At 42.1% G+C, this 24169-nt stretch carries 18 protein-coding genes and 2 tRNA genes; 12 read left to right on the forward strand and 8 right to left on the reverse strand.

The annotated features are described in order from the left end of the window. The first annotated feature begins 29 nt into the window (after positions 1-29). The 4 genes from BLV86_RS04440 to BLV86_RS04455 all read left to right on the forward strand — a co-directional run bounded on the left by BLV86_RS04440 (position 30) and on the right by BLV86_RS04455 (position 4633). Positions 30-104 (forward strand) — tRNA-Pro (locus BLV86_RS04440). A 23-nt stretch (positions 105-127) separates the two neighbouring features. Then, a tRNA-Pro gene (locus tag BLV86_RS04445) sits at positions 128-202 on the forward strand. A gap of 88 nt (positions 203-290) precedes the next feature. Next, on the forward strand, positions 291-1442 hold the full coding sequence (locus BLV86_RS04450) for an exonuclease SbcCD subunit D (RefSeq protein WP_090815269.1): 1152 nt from the start codon (positions 291-293) through the stop codon (positions 1440-1442). Next, positions 1439-4633: an AAA family ATPase gene (locus tag BLV86_RS04455; protein ID WP_090815270.1), complete on the forward strand. Its 3195-nt coding sequence runs from the start codon at positions 1439-1441 to the stop codon at positions 4631-4633. Before BLV86_RS04450 ends, BLV86_RS04455 begins: the two co-directional genes overlap by 4 nt. Positions 4634-4786: 153 nt before the next feature. Here BLV86_RS04455 and BLV86_RS04460 read toward each other — a convergent pair whose 3' ends face one another. From BLV86_RS04460 to BLV86_RS04470, 3 genes are all read right to left on the reverse strand, one after another. Then, complete coding sequence (locus tag BLV86_RS04460) at positions 4787-5272, reverse strand: hypothetical protein (RefSeq protein ID WP_090815271.1); 486 nt, start codon at positions 5270-5272, stop codon at positions 4787-4789. Positions 5273-5425: 153 nt separating this feature from the next. Further along, a complete protein-coding gene (locus BLV86_RS04465; RefSeq protein WP_090815272.1) occupies positions 5426-5977 on the reverse strand; it encodes a DJ-1 family glyoxalase III in 552 nt (183 codons plus the stop codon). Positions 5978-6099: 122 nt separating this feature from the next. Then, complete coding sequence (locus tag BLV86_RS04470) at positions 6100-6780, reverse strand: TIGR00266 family protein (protein WP_031550663.1); 681 nt, start codon at positions 6778-6780, stop codon at positions 6100-6102. A gap of 160 nt (positions 6781-6940) precedes the next feature. On the opposite strand from BLV86_RS04470, the gene BLV86_RS04475 reads away from it, so the two are divergent. The 7 genes from BLV86_RS04475 to BLV86_RS04505 all read left to right on the forward strand — a co-directional run bounded on the left by BLV86_RS04475 (position 6941) and on the right by BLV86_RS04505 (position 15385). Continuing rightward, positions 6941-7624 (forward strand): hypothetical protein, encoded by a 684-nt coding sequence (locus BLV86_RS04475; protein ID WP_090815273.1) that lies wholly within the window; start codon positions 6941-6943, stop codon positions 7622-7624. Between the two features lie 105 nt (positions 7625-7729). Next, on the forward strand, positions 7730-9850 hold the full coding sequence (locus tag BLV86_RS04480) for a zinc ribbon domain-containing protein (RefSeq protein WP_090815274.1): 2121 nt from the start codon (positions 7730-7732) through the stop codon (positions 9848-9850). A gap of 97 nt (positions 9851-9947) precedes the next feature. After that, positions 9948-10565: an ABC transporter ATP-binding protein gene (locus tag BLV86_RS04485; protein WP_044916471.1), complete on the forward strand. Its 618-nt coding sequence runs from the start codon at positions 9948-9950 to the stop codon at positions 10563-10565. A gap of 68 nt (positions 10566-10633) precedes the next feature. Further along, positions 10634-12697: a zinc ribbon domain-containing protein gene (locus BLV86_RS04490; protein WP_090815275.1), complete on the forward strand. Its 2064-nt coding sequence runs from the start codon at positions 10634-10636 to the stop codon at positions 12695-12697. Positions 12698-12901: 204 nt separating this feature from the next. Next, the gene (locus BLV86_RS04495; RefSeq protein ID WP_031550649.1) at positions 12902-13087 is read left to right on the forward strand and encodes a YjfB family protein; all 186 of its coding nucleotides are present in this window, start codon (positions 12902-12904) and stop codon (positions 13085-13087) included. Positions 13088-13315: 228 nt separating this feature from the next. Further along, entirely contained in the window at positions 13316-14410 is a 1095-nt protein-coding gene (locus tag BLV86_RS04500; RefSeq protein ID WP_090815276.1) for an FIST N-terminal domain-containing protein, read from the forward strand. Between the two features lie 15 nt (positions 14411-14425). Next, positions 14426-15385 (forward strand): methyl-accepting chemotaxis protein, encoded by a 960-nt coding sequence (locus tag BLV86_RS04505; RefSeq protein ID WP_090815277.1) that lies wholly within the window; start codon positions 14426-14428, stop codon positions 15383-15385. A 154-nt stretch (positions 15386-15539) separates the two neighbouring features. Here the strand turns inward: BLV86_RS04505 and BLV86_RS04510 are convergent, their stop codons facing one another. From BLV86_RS04510 to BLV86_RS04525, 4 genes are all read right to left on the reverse strand, one after another. After that, positions 15540-16679 carry an ABC transporter permease gene (locus tag BLV86_RS04510; protein ID WP_090815278.1) on the reverse strand — a complete coding sequence of 380 codons (1140 nt, stop codon included), beginning with the start codon at positions 16677-16679 and terminating at the stop codon, positions 15540-15542. Beyond that, entirely contained in the window at positions 16676-17815 is a 1140-nt protein-coding gene (locus BLV86_RS04515; RefSeq protein ID WP_175456441.1) for an ABC transporter permease, read from the reverse strand. The genes BLV86_RS04510 and BLV86_RS04515 overlap by 4 nt, the downstream gene beginning before the upstream one ends. Before the next feature lie 127 nt (positions 17816-17942). Continuing rightward, a complete protein-coding gene (locus BLV86_RS04520; protein WP_090815280.1) occupies positions 17943-19430 on the reverse strand; it encodes a hypothetical protein in 1488 nt (495 codons plus the stop codon). Beyond that, positions 19427-20440 carry a glycosyltransferase gene (locus BLV86_RS04525; RefSeq protein WP_090815304.1) on the reverse strand — a complete coding sequence of 338 codons (1014 nt, stop codon included), beginning with the start codon at positions 20438-20440 and terminating at the stop codon, positions 19427-19429. Before BLV86_RS04525 ends, BLV86_RS04520 begins: the two co-directional genes overlap by 4 nt. 182 nt (positions 20441-20622) lie before the next feature. Here BLV86_RS04525 and BLV86_RS04530 point away from each other — a divergent pair, with 182 nt between their 5' ends. Further along, positions 20623-22899: an LTA synthase family protein gene (locus tag BLV86_RS04530; protein ID WP_090815281.1), complete on the forward strand. Its 2277-nt coding sequence runs from the start codon at positions 20623-20625 to the stop codon at positions 22897-22899. A gap of 59 nt (positions 22900-22958) precedes the next feature. Here BLV86_RS04530 and BLV86_RS04535 read toward each other — a convergent pair whose 3' ends face one another. Further along, on the reverse strand, positions 22959-24101 hold the full coding sequence (locus BLV86_RS04535) for a glycosyltransferase (protein WP_090815282.1): 1143 nt from the start codon (positions 24099-24101) through the stop codon (positions 22959-22961). Positions 24102-24169 lie beyond the last annotated feature (68 nt).

A 24169-nucleotide genomic window follows, 5' to 3' on the forward strand; every position in this document is an offset into this window, starting at 1 on the left:
AGTCGCTTGAAAAGAGCGGTCATTTAGCTCGGGGTGTGGCTCAGTTTGGCTAGAGCACCTGGTTTGGGACCAGGGGGTCGCAGGTTCGAATCCTGTCACCCCGACTTTTTCATTTTCATATAGATATCGGGGTGTAGCTCAGTTTGGTTAGAGCGCTTGGTTAGGGACCAAGAGGTCGCAAGTTCGAATCCTGTCACTCCGACGATCACATCACGGAGGTTCGTTTATCGGACCTCCGTTTTTTCGTCTTCTGATCCATGATATACTATAAAGTAATACGGAGGCACAAAATGACTTTTTTCCACTTATCCGACCTTCATCTGGGTCTCAAACTCATAAATCACGATCTCCTGGAAGATCAAAAATACATTCTCGAAAAAATCATCAACTACGCAAAAGAACATAAACCGGATGCCATCATTATAGCGGGAGACATATACGACAAGGCCATACCGCCTGTAGAGGCTGTGGATCTTTTTGATTATTTCATACGGAAGCTTACAGCCGCTGCTCCCGATGCAGAAATAATGCTCATAAGCGGCAACCATGACAGCGCACCGCGGGTAAATATCTTCAGAAACATTCTGGAGCGGCAGAAGATACATATGATAGGAACTCCGCCTGTAACTCCGGAGGATCACATAGAAAAAGTTACTATCGAAGATTCCTTTGGTCCCGTCAACTATTACCTTCTTCCCTTTGTGAAACCCTCCATGATAAAAAACATTACAGGCACTGATAAAAACGGTCTGAATCTGTCCTATAACGACTCTCTCCACAAACTTCTGGAGCGTGAGCAGATTAATGCAGAAGAGCGGAACATCTTCGTAAGCCACCAGTTCTACCTTCCCCAGGGAAAGTCCCCCGAAGAAATCGAACGAATGGATTCCGAGATACATACCGTCGGAAACATTGACCAGGTTAATGCAGACCTGCTGGAACCCTTTGACTACGCAGCACTTGGTCATATCCATAAACCCATGAAGGTTGGCAGTGAATTTTACCGCTACTCAGGGACACCTCTTGCCTGCTCGGTTTCAGAAGCAGGACAGGAGAAAGGCATCATCAAGGTTACCCTTGGGCAGAAAGGAGACATCAGAACGGAGATTCTGCCTCTGGAGCCTTTAAGACAGGTTCGTGTCATAAGAGGTACTCTGTCCGAGGTTTTGACCAGAAGCTCGGACGATTACGTAACCGTAATCCTTGAAGACAAAGTCGACCTGGACGTTTTCGATATTCAGGACAGGCTTCGTAACGCTTTCCCGAATCTTCTGGAGATACGCCGGGAAACCCTTAGAAAGGCAGACTATAAAAACCGTTTTGAGCCTGAACGAGCACTGGATCCCTTTGAGCTTTGCAATTCATTTCTGAAGGATCTGGACGAAGAAGAACAGGCACTTTTGAAAGATGTGATCAATTCTATACAGGAGAGAACATTTTGAAACCGATAACATTAACCATGCAGGCCTTCGGGTCCTATGGAAAGAAAACCAATATAGATTTTACTAACACGAGACAGAACCTCTTCCTTGTGACCGGAGATACCGGTGCCGGAAAAACAACTATTTTTGACGCCATGGTCTTTGCACTTTACGGCGAGGCCAGCTCCGGGAACAACAAAAAGGACGGTGTGGAGCTGCAGAGCCAGTACGTGGATTTCGATGTGGAGCCCTTTGTAGAGCTTGAATTTACCGAACTGGAAGGCGGAGAGGAGCACACCTATACTGTGCGACGCATCCCAAGGCACCTTCGCCCCGCAAAGCGTAAAGGAGCAAAGGATCAGATCATCAGTGAATCCCTGTCCCTCCTTATGCCGGATGGCTCGGAATATCCTCAGAAAGAGGCTAATGCAAAACTCCTGGAGATAGTCGGTCTCACCAAAAGTCAGTTTATGCAGGTAGCCATGATCGCACAGGGGGAGTTCATGGAGCTTCTCAGGGCAAAGTCCGATGATAAAAAAGCCATATTCAGAAAGCTCTTCGGAACAGAACTTTACCAGAAACTGGTGGATGAACTCGGAAATCGCAAAAAAGAAAAACTCACAGACATATCCAGGATAAAAACCGCCTGCCAGACAGAAGCAGGTCACGTTAAGGTACCGGAGTATTTCGTTAAGGCAAAGGAAATGTCGGACCTTCAGCAAAGCATCTTAAGGTCTGACCGCATGAATGTTGCGGACATGGAGGATTTTCTGGAGCTTCTTTCGGAGCTTCTGGAGCTGACACATGACAGGCAGAAATCAATGCAGGAAACCTACGACCTTCTCACCTCTGACAGAGATAAAAAAATGAAGGCTCTTACTGAAGGACAGACCATCGCCATATCCTTTAAACAGCTTGAGGAAGCAGAGCAGTCTCTGAGGGAATGTGAAGCCTCAAAGGAACAGATTGAAAGCTCACAAAAGCTTATTTCCGATATAAAAAAGGCATACGACATAAAGGCAGATTTCATCAGATACAATGATCAGCAGAATCTTTTAAATGATACCGAACGTAAGCTTAAGGAACAGGAAGAAAAACTGCCTTCTCTGTCCGAAGCCGAAGATAAAGCAGTCCAAAAAGAAACCGATATGCAGAAGGCGGCTGCCGCGGAAACCGGAAGCTATGCGAAGATATATGACAGAGTATCCAAGTCTCTTGAACTGTTTGGCAGGATAAAAGCAGCCGAAGCAAATGTCAGGAACATAGAAACAAGTCTCGCTAAACTTGATAAAGCTTCCCGGGAAGCAGATGAAGCTTTTAAGTCCTGTGAAAAAGAGGAAGCTGAATGCAGAAGGCTGGAGGAAGAGCTTTCAGATACCCCTGAGAAGCTTGCTCGCTGGCAGGCAAAAGGCAATGAACTCACAGCCCTGGACACAGAGTACGAAACTGCAAAAAAGTCCTATAATGCGGCAAATCAGCAGGCAGAACAGTTTGCAAAAGCTCAGGAAGACTACATTAGCGCCAGAGAAAAGTTCAATCTCCATAATGCTGACTATATGGCAAAGCAGAACAGCTTTCTTGATGCCCAGGCGGGATTCCTTGCAAAGGAAAAGCTGAAGCCCGGACTGCCCTGTCCTGTTTGCGGCTCCCTTGAGCACCCATCCCCCTGCCGGCTTTCTGACGAACATAAAGAGCTGACCCGGGAACTTATCGATGAGCTGGCAAAAAAGAATGAAGCTTTGAGAACCACCTCTGAAAAGGCTGCCTCAGCGGCAAAAGCCGCAAAGGAGCTTCTGTCGGAAAGGAAAGCCCGCTCAGAAGAGGATCTCCAAAAACTCCTTACAAAAATAAAAGCACTTATTCCGGAGCTTCCCGAAGATACAGATATCAAAACTGCCATGGTAAAGCTTAATGACCGAAAAAAATCCTTCAACGAAGAAGGAAAAACTCTGAAGGAAAAGGACATCACTCTCAAAAAACTGAAGTCAAAGCTTACGGAGATTGAAGAAAAGAAACCCGTGCTTAAAAAACAGGCGGAGCTTTCACTCAGTCAGCTTTCGGAACAAAGGATAGCTCTTGCGGGACAAAAGCAGGCTTTGGAGAGTCTCATTGCCCAAAAGGATTATGAATCCGAAAATGCCGCCAGTGAAGCACTGGATCAGGCAAAGCAGAAAAAGGAAATTGCCGATAATGCACTGAGTGATGCCCGGAAAGAGTCTCAAAAAGCAAAGGCAGAAAAAGAAGGTGCCCAAGCCCTCATCAGCCGCTACAAAGGAGATCTTCCTTCCATAAAAGACGAGCTTTCGGAGCGAAGGATACAGTATGAAGCCCTCCTTACAGATAATGCAATGACCGAAGAAGAGTGGCAAAGCATTACCGAAAGCCATACTCAGGCAGAAGTTGCAGAGCTTCAGCAGTCCATAGATGACCACACCCGAAAGAAAACCTCAGCGGAAACCGCCATCCATACGGCAAAGACTGCCATAGGGGATAAGCCAAAACCGGAGCTGGAAGCATTGGCGGAGTCAGTAAAAGAGGCAGAAGCGAAGTGGAAGGCAGGGCAGGAGGAACTGAATATCCTGAATGACGAGCTCAATGTCAACAAACGGGCCTTTGACGCCTTAAACCCCAGGATGTCGGAGCGTGCCGATGTTGTCACCGATTTTAACCGGATCGACGGTCTATACAACCGTCTTGCCGGAAAGGTGACCGGTGCCAGAATGGACATCGAAACCTTTGTACAGAGATATTATCTTGAAAGAATTCTCTATGCCGCAAATCTGAGATTCAGTGATATGTCGGCAGGACAATTCGAGCTTCGAATGGTGGAAGATGAGCAGGCAGGAGAGGGCAAAAACAGAGGACTGGATCTCATGGTTTATTCAACAGTCACAGGTAAAGTACGTGAAGTACGAACCTTGTCCGGAGGTGAATCCTTTATGGCAGCCCTGTCCCTTGCTCTCGGAATGGCTGACCAGATACAGGAGAACTCTGCTGCCATAAACCTGGATGTAATGTTTATTGACGAAGGCTTCGGTTCCCTTGATGACCACTCAAGAGACCAGGCCATCAGGGTGCTTCAGCGAATGGCCAGTGGCTCCAAGCTGATCGGTATCATATCTCATGTAACCGAGTTGAAACAGGAAATCGAAGACCAGCTTATAGTCACAAAAGACGAGGAAGGCAGTCGTGTCAGATGGGAGATAAGCTGACGTTAAGAAAAATATCCCTGCTGATCCTCTTTAAACACTCATGATCCCCCTGCTTCCTATAATCGAAATCATGGACAAACAGGCCGTTTGGGATGATTTCACAAAAAATGCTCTGTGGCAACTGTCACAGAGCATTTCACTATTATAAATCGTTCAATTATATCCAACCTCTTTTGCAAAATCCCTGACCTGAAGCTTTTCTTCATTGGGCGATTTTGCATAGAAGAGGGTATTGTCAACTACACAAAGATGATGATAATCCTTTGCGCCTTCCATTTTATAAACGAGGTAATTTTGTCCGATGTAGCTCGAATAATCCTTGGTTACAAAAGTGCTGTCCAAAGTCTTTCTGAAGATATCAAACTCATCATCCGCCGTGTTACGGTCATCGAATACATAAAACTGATATGTAAGTGAACTGTCACGGTTGCTGGCATTCAGAGCAGTGGCAAGCCCCCTTACCCCTTCAAAGAGATCGGTATCATCAGTCACTTCAAACCCGGCTTCCTTTGCAGCCATGATAAACTGCTGCTTGTCTATAACTCTCTTTTTTATTTCAATATCACTGAATATAACAGCCAGAGATGCGATGATCAAAATCAAAATACTGTAACTGACAAAAAGCCTTCTGAACCTCATAATACTCTTTTTTTCCTCCTTGAAAAAACACTTTTTCTTCCTTGAAATCGTGTTTCCCTAATGTCAAAAATTCTATCACCGGGAGCATCACAGAAGTGTCACAAAAAAGTAATAATTGAAGTTGATTTTCGCGTATCCGGAAGCCGGCCATCATCATACCTGATCGTACTGTATAGCACCCTTTATCTTTTTCGACTCCTCCGGACTCTTATAAAGCTCTATAAGCCTAAGTCCGAGATCCAGGGCATAGCCCAGACCACGGGCAGTTGTGATATTACCATCAGTCACAACACCGTCATGGACACAGTTTGCGTCCATGAGCTGATCTTCAAAACCCGGATAACAGGTAGCATTTCGGCCTTTGAGAATTCCCAGCAGCCCGATAACCGAAGGTGCAGCACAGATAGCCGCTATCGGCTTATTCTTTTCAGCATGCTTAAGCAGCATTTCTCCAAGAGCCTTTGATGCCTTAAAATTTTCGGTTCCGGATCCACCTCCCGGGAGGAACATAATGTCGGCATCGTCAACATTAACCCTGTCTATAGTAGTATCTGTGATAATGTCTATGTCATGAGAAGTGTGAACCCGGTTTTCTTTGTTTATGGAAATAAGTGTTACATCAAATTTTGCTCTCCTTAAAAGGTCTACAACTGCGAGGCACTCAACCTCTTCAGAGCCGTCTGCAATAAATGCGAAAACTTTCATATTTGAAGTTCCTTTCTTTTATGGCGTGTCATAAAGTCCGTCCACCGGGGAAGGGGATTGGCAGCGCTTGTCAGTAACAGAAAACCCGCCGAAAAGGCGGGCTTTAATTATGTTTTCCGGAATCACTTTCTGTTGGTGGGCAGGTATGGAATAATCTGTGAAGCAACCTGCGGTATAGGCATGGTCTGGAGCCATATCTTTCCGGGCCCTGTAACTATGGTATTAAACAAACCTTCTCCGCCGAAAAGTACGTTCTTTACTCCCTTTATCTGCTGTATGTCCATGGTACAGGTTCCTTCCATGGCTGCAAGATAACCTGTGTCGATGACCATCTGCTGGCCCGGTCCAAGGTTATATTCCTTAACATGTCCGTCCAGTTCGAGGAAAGCAATGCCGTTTCCGGACAGTCTCTGCATGATGAAACCCTCACCTCCAAAGAAGCCTGCTCCCAGCCTCTTCTGGAACGATACTGAAAGTTCAACGCCTATGGTCGAAGCAAGGAATGCATTCTTTTGAGCTATAAGTTCCCTGCCGGGACCGATCTCAACCGGTCTGATGCCTCCGGTAAAGCTTGAAGCAAAAGCAATGAGTCCGGGACCACCTTCACATCTGTAGTGGGTAAGGAACATGGACTCACCGGTAACCATGCGTCCGAACATCTTTCCGAGACCACCGCCCTCTTGGGACATCTGCATATTTGGTGACATCCAGGCCATTCCACCGGATTCGGTTATCATTTCTTCTCCGGGTTCAAGTTCACAGATAACAACCGGCATCGGCTCGCCTTCGATAGAATATCGCATAATCATTCTCCTTTCGGTACAAATCATCCAGTTAGGAAGATTATACTAAAATAATTTCTTTATGAAAACAAATTTCGAAAATCTTAACCTTTTGATATAATAATTATCATAAGGGTAATTGTGTCGATAAAATATTGTGTAAGCATAAAGGGAGAATTGTATGAAATTAATTGATCATAAAAATGATAAGTCCATAAAACCCTCAAATGTAAGACGCAATAAGCACAGGATTTCTGTTTTTTCGATACTTATCATATCACTTTTGTTTTTGAACGCTTGCGATACGGGAGTTCCGGAAGCAGCCACTGAAGCATGGGAAACTGAGGAAACATCAGCAATAACAGGAGATTCTGTTGAAGATTACAACGAAAACAGTGACCCGGCCAATACTGAATCAAAAGATGATGATGGACTTTTTTCCTTTTTAGACACGCAAAAAGAGAAGGAAAAAACCTGGAAAACCTATGACAGTCTGGCGGATGCTGAAAAAGCATCGGGACTTGTAGTTTCGGATAAGTTAAAAAGGGGCTTAAAGCAATTCAATCATATAGAGTACAGAGCTCTTGAAGATACCATGATTGAACTGGTTTATACCGATAAAAACGGAAATGAAGGCTACAGATTCCGCCAGGGCCACGGCACAGACGATATCAGCGAAGATGACAAAAATTACGACGAAGAAAATGATTACAAAATGGGGAAAGTCATTGTACATACAAAAGGAAGTAACGGACACATCACCATTGCCACTTACACTGACGGAAAGAATTCCTACGCTTTCATGGGAAAAGCATATCAGCCGCCTCTTATCGAGCTTATAGGTATATACGTACTGACAGCGTGACAAACAGATACGGATTTCTGAACGGTGAGATAACCCGGGGTGTAGTCATTTATGTGAGCATCAGTGAGAACAAAAAAGAAAACAACGTTTATAGAGGAGGATATTATGCAAATTACTTGTCCAAAATGCGGAGCTGTTGTTGACGGAACCAAGAAATTCTGCCGCAAATGCGGAGCTCCAATTCAAAACATGACACAGGAGCAAAATACAAATAATATGCAGCAGACAACGGATCAGCCGAATGCGCAGTGGCAGTCCAATATGCAGAGCCAGCCGAATATGTATGGTCAGCAGAATGCACAGGACGACCCAAATATGTACGGCCAGCAAAACATGCAGGGTCAGTCCAATATGTATGGTCAACAGAACATGCAGGGTCAGCCTGATATTTATGGCCAACAGAATACACAGTGGCAGTCCAATATGTACGGCCAGCAGAACATGCAGGGTCAGTCCAATATGTACGGTCAGCAGAACATGCAGGGTCAGTCCAATATGTACGGCCAGCAGAACATGCAGGGTCAGTCCAATATGTACGGCCAGCAAAACATGCAGGGTCAGCCCAATATGTATGATCAGCAGAACATGTATGGCCAACAGAATATGTATGGCCAGCAGAACATGTATGGCCAACAGAACATGTATGGCCAGCAGAACATGCAAGGTCAGCCTGATATGTATGGCCAACAGAATGCACAGTGGCAGTCCAATATGTACGGCCAGCAGATGCCGTACGATACGGTTAATCCGGAAAGAAAGGGTAAATCACCGGTAACAATGATTGCAGCCGGTGTTGCTGCCCTGGTTGTGATACTCGGTGCAGCATTTTTTGCTCTGAAAATCCTGCCCGGATTATTTAAAGATCCAAAGACACAGTTTTCGGAAAATGTGGTTATGGTCACCAGATATTTCAGTGATGAGTTCACCGGTTTCGGAGCCAAGCCTGTTGAAGCGATGCTGCATTTCGGAATGGATGATGCAGAGAATTCACATACTACGACCAAGGTAACCACCATAGAATCGGATGCGGCAGGCGATGACGGAAGTGTTGATCTCATTCAATCATACAGCTATGATTCCAAAAGCGGAGATACCGCATATACTTTATCGGTAAGCATGGGAGATACATCTCTTGGAACCTCAGGAATGTACTATAACGGAAATGAATTTATTTATTCTCCTGCACAGACAAATTCTCCTATGGTAAGGTACGAGTTGGATGACAGCAGTGCAAAGTCACTTGCTCCTTATCAGACCATTGACAGATTTACACTGATGTTATGCGGGATGTCTTCGGAAAAGACAGTCGACTGGGATAAAGAGTCAAAAGATTTCCTTGAGATTTCACTTAAAGAACTGGATAAAAAAGCATTCGAAAAATCCAAGGAAGACTATACAATTTTCGGAAAGACTCAGCAATGTGATACATTAAGCGTTGCTGTGTCCGGTCAGGAAGCCAAAGACCTTATGGCGGGAATGACAAAGCTTTTTACTGCCGGTATTTCAATGGGGGATGATATCGATATAAATGAATTATTCAAAGACAGTGAAATCGATGACAGCACCAGCCTCAAAGTAACAACATATTCATACAAAAACAATCCTGTTGGAGTTGTTATAAGTGTCTCCAAAGACTCCGAAACACATAGTATTAATATAAGCGGTTATAGTACCGGTACTGAAAAACAGGTTATTCTCGATGTTCCATCCGAAGATGGAACAGCCTTTTATTACGAAGATGGAGTATATTCCATTGATTCGGGATATAAAGTTAAAAATATAATAACTTTCGGCGATGTATCATTTGTTGTGGACGAAACCGGAAAAATAAACGGATCGGACAGGGATCTCAGCGGAAGCTTTACAATTGAGACAGGTGGAAATACCGGAATGCTCCCTCTTGAAGAAGACACTTTCAAAGGTGCCATCAGTCAGAAAATAAAAGACGGAAAAGGTCAATATATAACTGAACTTAAAACAGAAGAAGGAAATGTAAAAATAGTCACAAGCATTGACAGGGGAAATCTTCAGGAGGATAAGATCACTGCACCAATGTTTCTTGCTGAATCAGGTATTGATTGCGAAGATGATCTCGATATGCTGAAAGAAACCCTTCATGTCTCAATGCTGGAAGATAAAGATAATCCGGAACTCACAAATATGGGAAACAGAAATGCCCTTGTGCGTCTGGGATATATTCTTTCACCGATGGTTAATATCTTCTAAAAAGGGGATCAACAGATTTCATCACCCGGTAATCAGCTCAAACGCACATTGATATGTGCATGTGCCATTACATTAAAACACATAACAGGTATCATATATGATTGAAGCAAACGGTCTGGTTAAAAAATATGGTAATTTCACAGCAGTGGATAATGCTTCCCTGCTGCTCGAAAAAGGAGAGGTGATAGCACTGCTCGGTTCCAACGGAAGCGGCAAGAGCACTCTTCTCGGCATGCTTGCCATGGTTCTGAAACCGGATTCCGGTGAAGTGACTGTTGATGGGCTCAAAGGTAAACAGGCTAAAGAAAAAGTGGCCTATGTTCCTCAGGAAATCGTTCTTTTTGAAGAACTGACTGTTGTTGAAAATCTATATGCATGGTCATCCCTTAAAGGAAAGGAAAATGAAGAACGTGCCGGTTATCTCATTAATGAACTTGGAATGACAGATTTCAAAAAAAAACGTGTAGACAGACTCTCCGGAGGACAGCGAAGGAGAGTCAATCTGGCTGTTTCTTTAATGGGAAAATATGATTATCTGTTACTGGATGAACCTCTGGCCGGAATAGATGCCCACGGAGGAGAATGCATAGAACATCTTCTGAGAAAAGAAAAAGAAAAAGGATGCGCCATGATCCTGACAGAGCATAATCCCACAATCCTTTTACCTCTTACGGACCGTTCCCTGAGAATTGAAAAAGGGCACTTATCTGTATAGTCCCGAATCATCATAGGACTGACCAGAATGCATTTTCACAGAATATAACTAAACGAAAGGAGTAATATATGAGTATAATTTGTCCTAAATGCGGTGCAGAGCTTCCTGATGATTCCGTATTTTGTGATACCTGCGGGGCAACATTAAATCAAGCCACAGACGGTTCCCCTGACGCAAATCCTCCCGCGTCCAACGAATCATCACCACAAGACACAGACGCTGCCGGTTCTTCAGAACAGCCCAGAGGAACTCAGGGATCTTTCCCTACATACGGAAAAACAGGAAATTACAATTCTTCCGCTAACGGATCTCCACAATCCGGAAACACCTTTGGAAACAGCACTCCTCAACAGAATATAAATAACAATCCAAATCAGGGAACCTATGGAGGTTCCCGACAAGGCAGTTTCAACGGTCCCGGCCCCGGAGCCCCGTATAGTTCCGGTAATGGCGTTCCCAATGGGAACTTCAACGGGAACTTCAACGGGAAATTCAATGGGAATTTTAATGGAAACAATAATATTCCCAATAATTTCGGAGCCCCCGGCGGCGGAAAGAATCCGGGAGGTATCCCAAAAGCCGCCTTTATCGGTGCGGGTGTCCTGGGTCTTGTTGTCATAGGAGTTGTGGCAGCTCTGTTACTGAAAAACAAGCCCAAAGATGTTGTTAATGAAAGTACCGACAGTGTCCAGTCAACGACTGTGGCTGAGTCAGACGTTGAATCCACAACTGCTGCTAAGGAAGAAACAACGGAAGCTACATCCGAATCGTCTGTGAAACGCTCAGGAGACGATAAAGACATTGTAATAATACCATCGGGAGCCAAAGTAAAAACCGATGCTGAATTCTCCGAGCTTATAGGCGAGTATGAAGGTGAGATCCAGCTCACAGCCCTGGATGGATTTGAGGATGTCGAAGGCATTCCTGAAGATTTTGAGGAGAACCGGAAAGAAGCCCTCAGTAATCCTCTGCCATGCACCCTTATCATAAATGAAGATGGTGATTGGGGGCTTGAGTATGATTTCATGGGCGGCATGGGAATGGATAGTACCGATTTCAACGACCCTGACGAATTCACTAAGCAGCAGAGATCCGGTATCCTTGTAGATGAGATCAATGACGGCTACTATCATGCAGGCATAGACGCAGAAGGAGCCTTTGAAGGCGATGAGGATGCAAAAGTCGAGATTGATCACGTTGGTGCTTACTGCACAAAAGATGACGACAGTCTTATTGCAGGATACTACTATATGCATGCCACTACGAACGGTGCCGAAATCACCGTCTGTGGTGACTTCAATGTAAAGAAGCTGACAGAGGATGTTGAAGAAGAGGAGACTACTGAATCTGAAGAGCAGGAAGAAGAGGAAGAAACAATCCCTACAATCAGCGGCGGTCAGTGGACAAAGATGAAGAGCGGCGCATGGATCTATGAAAAGGATGGCCGCCTTGTCAAAAACTGCTGGGTAGAAAGCAAAGGTAAGTATTATTACATAGATAAGGATGGTTACATGATGACCGACGGTTATACTCCGGATGGTTACTATGTAAAGAAAGACGGAAGCTGGGATTCCTCCATTGCCCAAAGAAAGTCCGGAAGCTCAGGATCTGTTTCTGACGATACAGGCTATGATCCTACAACCTATGCAGTGACCGGCGGAAAATTTGAAACCCTTGAGGATGGCGCTGTACTGTATGAGGATTCCAAAGGAAAATATGTAAGTAATACCTGGGTAGAATCAAAGGGCAAATACTATTTTATAGGTCCTGACGGTACGCGTATAAGCAACAACTACTCGTCCGATGGTTACTGGACTGATGCAAACGGAAAATGGTGTGAGGATGTACCTCAGAGAACCGATGATCCCGAACCTTTGAACACAACATATTCGGGTGTAGCTTCAAACTGGAAAATAAAGCTCCTTAAAAATGGAACCTACGGAACGGCAACTTACAGCTATAATGGATCCAGCGTTAAAGACGTCTATACTTTAACTCCTCTTGGTCATGGAGTTTATCTCGCTGAATTGGACAGTGATCCTGAAATATGTGCCCTTATGACAGTTTCCGGCGAGCAAAAATACCTGATCGTTTCCCAGGCCGGCATAACAGAAGAGTGCAAGGCTAAGTAATATCTGTTTTGCATTGTCTCTATTAAAAGCTGTTCGACAGCAGTGAACGAGACAATATCATTAAGGTAACCGTTTAGCCTGTGGACCAGGGAGAACTATTCCTCGGGAACTGTGAAATTATTATAAATTTTTGCATTATATCAAGCCTCTTTAATCCATTTAATGTTATAATTAATCAAAGTGTACGAAAAGGAGGTGGTTCCCGTGGATATTTCAGGAATCTCAAGTGCTTCTATGAGCCTCTTAACGAGGAATGTAGGTTCCGATATCGGAACTGCTCTTTTAAAAAAGGCTTTGGATAATGAAGAAGAAACAAGCAACAATATGATGAAGCTTCTTGAGCAGGCGGCTAACCCTGAGCTGGGAGCACATGTTAATACAGTAGCTTGAGATACAGGTTTTGATGTTTCTTAAATATAGGACAGGTTTTCACATTGATGTGACAGCCTGTCCTTCATTATTTCTATAAATATTTCGAAAAAATCCGCTTTTTTCAATTCTTTTTTCTTAAAAAGGTATTATTTTTCAAGAAAGTGTCGATAAAAGTATGGACAGCAGTTTGAATTCAATATTTTTCATTGAAATATATAGACATTACCTAATAAACAGGAGGTACTTATGCAAAGTAAAGTAGGCTACAGTATGAATCGCGATGTCAGAGCAGCTGTAGAAGAAGCTACCGGAGGGATAACAGATCCTATCGGTCTCATCATCATGACAGATCACGACAGACTTCAGGATATTTCAGCATTGCTAAAGAAGAAATACCCCAATGCTCAGTCCATCGGAGTTAGCGGCACCAACTATTACAATGCCCAGTCCTCAGATCATAACCTCATTGTGACCGCATTTACCGGCGAAGCTGTTGTCCATGCCGGAGTTGTGAGAAATCTCTCTACCTGTCCTGCAGTGGATGTAGTAAACATTAAGGAGAGCATGAGCATCGTCAACGGTAACCGGGACAATACTATTCTCATCGAGTATTGCACCAATGACGAGGAGCGTCTCACCACCACCATCAATATGGCCCTTGGAGACAGCGGTATTCATGTAGTTGGCGGAACAGAGCTTGGCTATGCTGCAACCGCAACTGCTGCCGTTACTGTGAACGGACAGCTTTATCCCGATGCCTGCGCATATATGCTGATAAAGAACACTAACGGCAGGGTAAAGGTTTATTCCGAGAATATCTATGGTCCTATGGAGGGACATCCGACTCATATAGTTACAAAAGTAGATCTTGCAAAGAAGGCTGTTTATGAGATCGACCACAAACCTATAGCAGAGGTTTACAGTCAGGAAATGGGTGTTCCCGTTGATAAGGTTATCGCCAACACTCTTGAGCATCCTTTTGGCCGATTAGTAGAAGATAAGGTATTTATAGCTTCCCAGAAGGATCCTCTTCCAAAGGGCGGACTCACCTTTTATAAGAGACTTAATATCAATGACTCCGTCAGCATCCTGAAGCTCAACGATTTTGACGCCATCAATAAGGCAACCCGCGAAAAGATCCTTGGTGATATTCCTAATCCTAAACTGTTGATATCTGTTAACTGTATTTACAGATATCTGCTGTTTACCGGAAACGGATATTACAACACACTGCTTTCGAATATGGCAACACTGGGACCATCCGTCGGAAACATTGGCGGCGGCGAGCAGTTCGACAATCAGCATGTTAACCAGACCATGGTTGTTGCTGTATTTGAATGATAAGGAGGGTGTACGATGTTTTCATTTGGAAAAAACCAGGATTATAATATGAACACACCCGCAAATGCTTCTGACAATTCTCTGAAGCATGAGCTTGAAGGCTTAAGAGCCATAGGTGAGTATGCTTTAAAGCAAAAGAACCTTTTGCAGCACGAAGAGATCAGGACCTCAGACGAGCTTAAGGGCATCCAGTACTCCTTTGATGCAGTTCGTCAGAAGTCTGATGACATCACAAATTCTGTAACAGATTTCCAGGCTCAGTTCTCAAGAGTACAGGAAATAGTTGACCGTTTTGAATCCATCATATCGAAAATGGAATCTACTGTTGAGGAATCTCACAACAGTATGGATATGGTCAGAGAGAAGTCCAATGATGTTTACGAAACCATTTCCGCTGTTGAACAGGTTTTTGAGGAGTTTCAGAAGAGCTTTGCTGACATTTCCAAGAATGTAAGTGCCATCAACAGGATAGCCAGCCAGACAAACCTTCTTGCCATCAATGCTTCCATCGAGGCAGCCCGTGCAGGTCAGGCAGGAAAAGGCTTTGCGGTTGTTGCTACAGAGGTTAATAAGCTGTCAAAGAACATCCAGGAGATAGTAGGCTCCATCGACAACAGCATGCAGAATCTTAACTCAAACAACCTGAAGCTTAAGGATGCAATCATAAATACAAGAACCGCAATTACGGATTCACAGAATCAGGTTAATGAAACTGATGCCGTTGTTGAAAGCATTAACGCAGTTTCCGAGGATATCGCAAACGGCAACAAGGAAATGCTCCAGGTATTTGATGACTGCAACAATAACATGAATATGGTTTCCTCAACTGTCGCAGATTCCGCAGTTTACTATGACAAAGTTGAAAGCGATATCCAGCATATGATGACCAACATCACAAAGAAAGGTTTTGTATTTGAGGATCTGAATAATGCTCTCGAGCAGATCGATCCGATGATCCGAAAGATCAGACGCTGATAAAGCGGACATTCCCTAATGTCCTTTCCTTTATACCCCTTCTTTTGTAAGCCCGTCTCCCCAAGGCGGGCTTCTTTTTTTCGCAATAAAGCCGCCACAGGACATGTGACGGCTAACTCAGAATCGAGCAGGGTGTATTCCATCTACTCGATTATTACGATGTTTTTTTAAGTTTGCTGATCAATCCGGAAATAAGTATTCCTGTCAGCAGCCAGACTACGCTTGTAATAACCGCTCCGGGTAAAAATGATTTACCATGAGATGCCATATAAAACCAGCGTCCCGGGAATATAATCGAAAGATTTTCCCAGAAACCTGCCCAATCCGGAAGTCTGAAGAGCAGTCCGGACATAAGAGATGCGGTTAATGTGATAACCGGAGCTGACAGAACCAGAACTGAGAAATTACCGGAAAGAGAGCATACAACCAAAGCGATTCCGCTTGCTCCGATTGAGTAAACAATATAAGCAAGTAAAATCAAAAGAAAAGAACGAACATCGCTTGTCTCTTTGTATAAAACAGGAATTAATCCGATCGAAGCAAGCATCATGCCGGGTAATGCCTGAGCAATGAACATCAGGGCTATATTGGCGCCCCGCCCGACGGCTCTTCGAATCAACTGTCCGCTTCCGTAATTACACATCCACGTTCCGCTGATAATTATATAAAACAGGGATAATGCTGCGTACCATCGGATACCTGTGCACATATTGTCTTCTTCATCAGTTTCCTCAGCAGTGTCTACCAGATATGCTTCTACATCCAGAAGAGATCCTTTATCCCATATTTCGGAAGTATTTTGGCGAAACCGGGCAAGCTCCTCTTCATCAGCCTTGGCAATTTCAACCAGACGTGATTCAATAAGGGCTTCAATCCATATTTTTATGGCATCATTAATAACTGTTTCGGTAAAGGATTCCAGTTCCATACTGTCAGACATGACAGTAACGGAAATCAGAGAATTATAGTCACCTTTCCGGATTTTATCCGAAAAATCCTCCTTTATTACAACTATTCCATGAGCTCTGTTTTTGGCTATGGCATCATTTGCGTCATCCAATGTTGAAAGATAAAAATCATACGATTCTTCACTTAACAATACATTGATAAATTCTTCACCCCAAACGCCTTCATCATTGTTTACAATGGCAATCGGAACAGAAGTATTGTTTTCGCCTGTATTTAGCGTGGAGATATAAAATGAAACAATCGCGATAATGATCAAAACAGAAAGAGATGTATAGTCTGTAATAAGTGCTCTTGTACGGCCTTTAAACAGAGATGCGTAATTCATTCTTTGCACCCCCTTATCATATAAACGGTAAACCCTGAAATCACAAAAACGATACACATGAATACCAGCATCATGATATCCATCGTGAACCTTTCTTCAACCATTTTATAAAGGGCATTGGAAAAAATGCTTATGCTGCTTCGAAGAGGAGATATTTCCATAAGAAAAGCAATCGTTTTGGGATAATCGGTACTGCGGGACATAAAGAAAACACCCGCCATGGAAACAAAACCAAAATAAAGCCCTGCCCAAAGAGCAGAATGTCCGTTTTTGAAAACAGATCCGAAAAAGATTGCCAGGGCACTGAAGGTTAATGCGGTTAAGAGCATAGCAGGAAAAACAGTTAATGCAAGCTGAATCGGTACATTACGTATAATTCGTGCTACCGGGTACATTATAAGGAAAGTACCCATGATAAGGATAGTGCCTGAAATCAAACGTGCAAAATAAAATCCGGCAAGACTGCCTGCAGATATTTTTCTCTTTTTAAATGTTCCGGATACATCGATACCGGTTAAGTATATTATGGGAAAAGATGCAAAATAAGCACAGACAGCAAACAGGGAACCAACAATGAATCTTAAATAATAATCATTTCCGGGAGAAAAGACTCCCTTCTTTCCTATGATACGGCCACGATTAAGGTGGACATTCAGGAGATCATAGCTTCCTTCTTCCCACAAGGTTAATATCTCGTCATCGGTTATTCCTTTGTTTCTTCCGATATCGGCAGCAATATATACTATTCGTATTCCCTGCCCGAACACAGACATTGTACTTTTAAAGGATGAATAAAATATTAAAGCATCAAAGGAATGCTCTTTTGAATAATAATATTCCAATTCTGCCTTTTCTCCCGACATGGAAGTATAATAAGTATTTTCCGGAATATGAAGGAAAACGGCAACTTTCCCTTCTTTAACAAGATTCATTCCTGTTTCCATGTCTTTGACAGGGTAAACCACAGCCCTGCCGTCACTTACTTCGGGAGCAATGATCAGATTTAATAATTCACTTGTTTTCTCTGCAGAATCTTCATTATAGATTGCACATGCAATTTTATTGCCGTTATCTGCACTTATAACCGGTATAAGAAAGGTTGCAAACAGCAATAAAACAGGGACCGGCGATAACATTGCGAGTATCACCGTTTTCCCATGACCAAATAGTCTTTTTATATCATATAAGATGAGCATAAAAGGCTTCATTCGATAACATGCCCCCCTGTCAAGTTTAATCATTCTGTCCATAAGAAACAGCAACCTACAACAAATCTAAAATCCCTGCTTTTTTAATCATAAGGATGAATACCTGCGCCAGACTGTATACTGAATTGTCCATATTCACTTTTAAAGTATCACCCGTATCCAGTGCTGCTTTTAAATCCTCAAGGTTTGTTCCGCAATCAATACCTGACTCAGGCAGGAAAACGGGGGGAGTAATCTTGTTTGTCTCAAGAGGTCCCCTGGTCATGGAAGAAGTAATGTCGACCGATACCTTATCACTTTTTAATGTTGTTGTTTTCGTTCCGTTACCAAGTACGGAAGTTTCTTTAATCGTACCTGTCATAAAGTTTCCGGTAATAGAAGTAATATCATCAGACGAAGGTTTATTTGATGATATCTCAAAAGTTCCGTTTATTTCTTTGGAAGAACCTGACTGATTTACTTCCTGAAGAATTGTAACGAAGAAGCCATCGAAATCACACTTGTTGGTCATGCTGTATTCTCCGCTGCCTGTGCAGATGACGCTTTCTTCATAGTAGGAATCATCACCGGTTGAATCACAGTCAATTATCATTTGTTTTTCGGATCCCTTTTTATAATAGTTGATTTCATACTTACAGGTTTCCTGATCAAGAGTAACATCTGCAATAATGGCAACAGGCGTTCCTTTATAACTGTATGTTGTCATAGTGATTTCCATGTCACCGTCATTCTGGGTGTATGAATCGATAAGCCTGTTAAATTTGCTAGTATCATTTTCATCGAGGTCAATTATTTCTTTGTATATGAGATCGCTGAGACCACTAATCAGGTTAACAGCGTTATCATCGGATACGGTTACTGAAACAGTATTGCATTCCTTTTCTTCACCTAAAATAATGTAGCCTGCTTTTGATTTTATAAAGTCTTTTTCCGTTAAACCTGAGAGAGCGGTTTCAATAAAGTTATTCAATTCCTGATCCCAGTCAGTTTCTTCACGTTTATCTGATTCCATTATCATCTTGGCATAACGTTCTATTGCTCCAACGTTTTTAAGACTTTCCTGAGCTGATGAATCCATTTGATATCTTATCATCGGGGAACCGGGATCCATAGGGACAAAGATAAACTGATCTCCGGAAAAATACATACTTCCCGTACCAAGCGGGTTTCCACTGACAGAGGCTGTAATATCATATGCAGCATCACCATTATCTGCATTATAACTGTATGTCTGTTCCAACACCAGGTCATATGCAGGCATGGTATCGGACGAAAAACGCGTAGTCCTTGTGCAGGTATGAGATTTGTCGGTATCATCGATTCCAAAATGGACCAAAGCATCCATAGGGATTGAACCGATATTTGAAATTTCTTTATTTATATTTTTGGAAACTCCAACAACATTTTCAGCAAAAGCCTTCCTGGGATTTTTGAAAATACCGCTGTTAATGATAAATACAACACCGCCGGTAAGAAGTGCTGCCAGTAAAATAATAAAGATGATTATCTTGACGGTAATGCCGCCATTTTTATTCTCTTTCATATGGCTTTTATTATATCATAAATTGCCGAAAGTCTTTGTCCTGTCCTGGAGAAATCTCTTTCCAGAGCTGTTTTTCCGGCTTCCTTTACAATGGATTTATCAGTACTGTTCAGGACCTGTTTAAGTATCCCCGGCAGCTCGTCATTCTGCTTGAATTTAAATACATTTTTTCCGTTAACAAGCCATCCGTTATATACGGGGATGTCACGGACGATAACCGGTATTTCACATGCCATAGCCTCTAAAACAACTATTCCTTCTGTCTCCTCATGACTCATAAAAAGAAATAAATCACAGAAATTATATGCTTTTTTCAATTCTGCGCTGTCAACGAAACCTGCGAAGATAAGGTTTTCTGGAGACTGTCGGATTTCTTTTCTAACCCGAGCAGGAACAAGAACGGAAGGTGTATAACCAAACCAGATAAAAGAATAGTCAGGGTTATTCCTGGCAAGTTCAATGAATTCCGTAATACCCTTTCTCTCCATATAATGTCCTACACTCATTATCACTTTTTTATCATCCGGCAGATTATACTTTTTCAGAAACTCCTTTTTCTGAATCAGATTAAGTTCCTTCTCTTTCCTCCAGTAATATGTATCTATACCGTTTGACAAAGCATAAACAGGCTTTTTGATATTGTATCCTTCCAACAGTGACTTCGAATATTCAGTAGGGGTGATAACAGCATCACCGAGTCCATAGCAAAAAACTATCCATTGCTTAAAAACCGGTGCCAAAAAATTGGAACCTACAAAAGAGTTTTTAAAATCCTCCATTGTTGAATGACCGTAATATAATACTTTTTTGCCCAATGCTTTAGCCCTTACAGCCATGAAAACACTATCGGGAAAAACCGTATTGATATGAACAATATCGGATTGTTTTAAGCCGGATTTGTTTACAGATATACCTTGTTTTTCCAGCATGGAGATCTGGTGATATACCGCTTTCCCCACGCCGCTCTTTTTTGTGAGATTAATCCCACCCATATATACAAAAGTTTTCATATTGTTATCATGCATCATAGTAAATATAATACTATTCTTTTCCTCTATCAAACACCCCCATCTGCAAATTCCGGTAACAGATCCCCCTGGTCCACCGGGTGAACTGTTACAAAATCCAAAAAGGATTGAGAATAATAATTCTTAATGATAATATTACTTCACCACCAAAAGGATTACTGATTATGGTCGACAGTAAAAAAACTGACAATGATAAATCATATAAAAAATCGAAGGATTTTTCACGGAAAATAAAGCAGGGAATCTGCGATCTCCTGCCTTATTTTTGTGTTTTTTCCATATCTATTATTGTTTGGGAACTGATTCTTCGTTTTCAAATGGGGCAGGGATTCTCAAAAGAAAACCTTTTCTTTCTTTTTTTTGTTCCTGCCGAAGCTCTTGCTCTGACTGTTATCAACGGACTGTTTCCTCAAAAAATCAATCGGATTCTTTTTCCGTTAAGTCTTTTAATCATATCCTTTTATTACGATATTCAACTGGTGTATTTTCGAATCTTTGGTTCATTTTTTTCTGTATCCATGATGGAAATGGGAGAGGAATCCGTAGTCAATTTCGGTTGGGCAATTGGAGAAGTTCTGCAGAAATCCCTTGGATACATGGCACTTTTACTTTTTCCTGTAGTAGTTGTAACCGCACTGTGTCTGACTAAACGAATAAAAGGCAATCCATACCCTCCGGTTCTTCATCTGATCATGATTCCCCCGGTAATCATATTATGGATCCTGGGAGCTCAGTGCCTCAGAATAGACGGTACAGCAAAACAAAGTGCATATAATATATTCGTTTCCAATACAAGCGACACAGACACTACTTCCTCCAAAGTAGGAAGCATAACAACCTTTACCGTTGAATTGGGCTCTTATTTTTGCGGCTTCGGAAGAAGTGACTCATTTAAAACCGATAATTCTCTCTATGAGGGTCTGATGCTCAATGATGAAATATTATTCGACAACAATGCCGCAGCTAAAATCAATAAGAGTTTTGATTTTGATGAACTGGCAAAAAACAGCGGCGACGATTCTATTCATGAACTGTATGATTATGTGGGAAACAGAATGCCTTCTTATACCAATGAATATACCGGCATAATGAAAGGTTATAATGTTATTTTTATCTGCGCTGAAGGTCTCTGGACATACGGAATCAATGAAAAAGTAACTCCAACTATTTATGAGATGGCAAACAGCGGAATAATACTGACAAATTATTACAATAGTTTTCGCAATACAACCGTGAATGGAGAGTTCGCTCTTTCAACATCTTTATGGCCCGATGTATCACGTAAGGCCTTAAAGGGCGTCGATGTCGGAAGTATGCCTCAATCATCCATGTGCTATATGCCCATGGGCCTTGGAAATATCTTTAAAAACGAAGGTGCGCCTTCCTATGCTTTCCATAACTATTACGGAAATTATTACCGCAGAAAACAGTCCTGGACCAACCTTGGTTATGAGAATCTGTTTTTTATGGATGACGGAATGACTTTTTCCTCCAGGTGGCCCGCTTCCGATTATGAACTGATGGAGCAATCAGTTGATAAGTACATTTCGGAAGATCGTTTTTTCACATATTATATGACCTTCAGCGGTCATGGTCCGTACAATTCAAGCAATTGCATTTACAATAAAAATATAGAAGAAGTAAAATCCCGGCTCGGTGACGAAGCAGGCAATTACTGTGATGAAGCATTAGGATATCTTGCAGGCAATCTTGAACTGGAAAAAGGAATTGAATATCTGGTAACCAGGCTTGAAGAAAAAGGGATCCTGGATAACACCTTAATAATGATAACCGGTGACCATTATCCATATTATCTCGGAGAGGAAGGAAGAAACCAGCTTGCGGGAAGGGCTATTTCCGATATGGATCTGTATCATTCAACATGTATATTATATACAACGGGATTGCCGGAAAAAGTAACATGCGAAACGTATTGCTGTAATATAGATATCGTTCCGACTGTTTTGAATCTTTTGGGAATCGATTATGACTCAAGACTGTTTATGGGCACAGATGTTTTTTCTCAAGGTATCCACAAAGCTGTTCTTTATAACAAAAGTTTTATTACCGACAAGGTCATTTACAATTCAAAAACCAGAACAACAGAATGGAAAATCGACACCGGACAATATAATAAAAAAGACCTTGAGTTATATCTGGACTCAATGAGCGATTTGATAGAATCGGAATACTCCGCAAGCATAAAGATAATAGAAAATAATTTCTATCACCATTTATGGAAAGATTCAGATTTGATCACAGCCGAAGAGGCTTCAAGCGAGATCAAAAGGGAAGACAACGTAAGAGAAGAATTGAAAGGGCTAAGGAAGGATAAAAACCAAAGCAGGGAAGACACAATCAAAGGCGGATTGGAAGAAGCAAAAAAACAGATTGAATTGTTAAAACAAAAAGGGCAGGAGGATATTGACTCTGATCAATAATGATCTTATAACCTCCCGCATCTTGTAAGCCCGCCTGCCAGGCGGGCTTTTGGTATTTTTCATATTTTCTTCAGTTCATATATTTTTTCACATTCTTTTACAAATTTTTCCTGATTATATTTTTCAAACACCATTGTTTTTGCATTCTCTGCGACTGTTGTTCGTAAATGTTCATCATTTGCCAACAGTCTGAGATATTGTTTGAATTCATCCCGACTATTATACATAAATCCGTTTACAGAATTCGTAATAACCCCATCCAGACAGCTGTCATAGCGGCAAAGAACCGGGATTTTGCATGCCATGGCTTCCATATAAGTTAATCCCTGGGATTCACTACGGGACGCATTAACAAATATATCACCGGAAACATAATATCGGGGAACCTCGTTAGGATCAATCATCCCGACAAATATCACTCTGTCCGATACCTTTTGCTTCTGAATATATTTTTCTATCTTCTTTCTGTGGGGTCCGTCTCCAACTATCATGATACGGTAACCGGACAGTTCTTCATCTCCGATGAAATCAATAAGCTCCTCTATGTTTTTTTCTTTGGCAACTCTGCCAAGATAGAGCAGGAGGCATTCATTTTCTTTGATTCCATATTTTTCACGAATGGAATTCCTGTATTTGAAGTACTCAGAATCAAAAAAACACTCTCTGATGGCGCTTGGAACAACAAATATATCGGACTTTATATGATATCCTTCAAGTATTTGCCGCATTTTATCAGTCGGTGTTATGAATGCTTTTGTCTTCCCTGATATCTGTCGTATAATGTTTGGAACAATAGGTCTTACCCATAAATTGCCTAAGGGAAGATAGCGGACATAGTATTTATAAACCGTATGATAATGATGCACAATGGGCGTGTTGGTCTTTCTCGCTATATAACATGCGCAGCAAAATGTTGACAGTTCACAATGGGTGTGTATCACATCAGGATTCCATTCAATTAATTCTTTAATTATTTTGTATTTCCCGGGAAGAACGAGCCTGGCATGAGGATAAACTATGTCTGCGTTGATAGATGGGACATAATAAAAATCTCCGTCTTTTCTTTCGGAATGTGTTTGGGAGAGGGTTACGATCCTGACATCGTGTCCATGCTTTTTCAAGCCTTCATATAAGATATTAATGGATGTTACAATTCCGTTAACTTCGGGATTAAATAAATCTGATGCAATAAGGATTTTCACAAGGTTCTCCCTTCACTGAAAAGATATAAATCATTTTACTATCATAAACTCTCCACAGTCCATACACG

Origin of the sequence: Oribacterium sp. KHPX15 (genome assembly GCF_900107835.1) — a bacterium.
Lineage (GTDB): Bacteria > Bacillota > Clostridia > Lachnospirales > Lachnospiraceae > Oribacterium.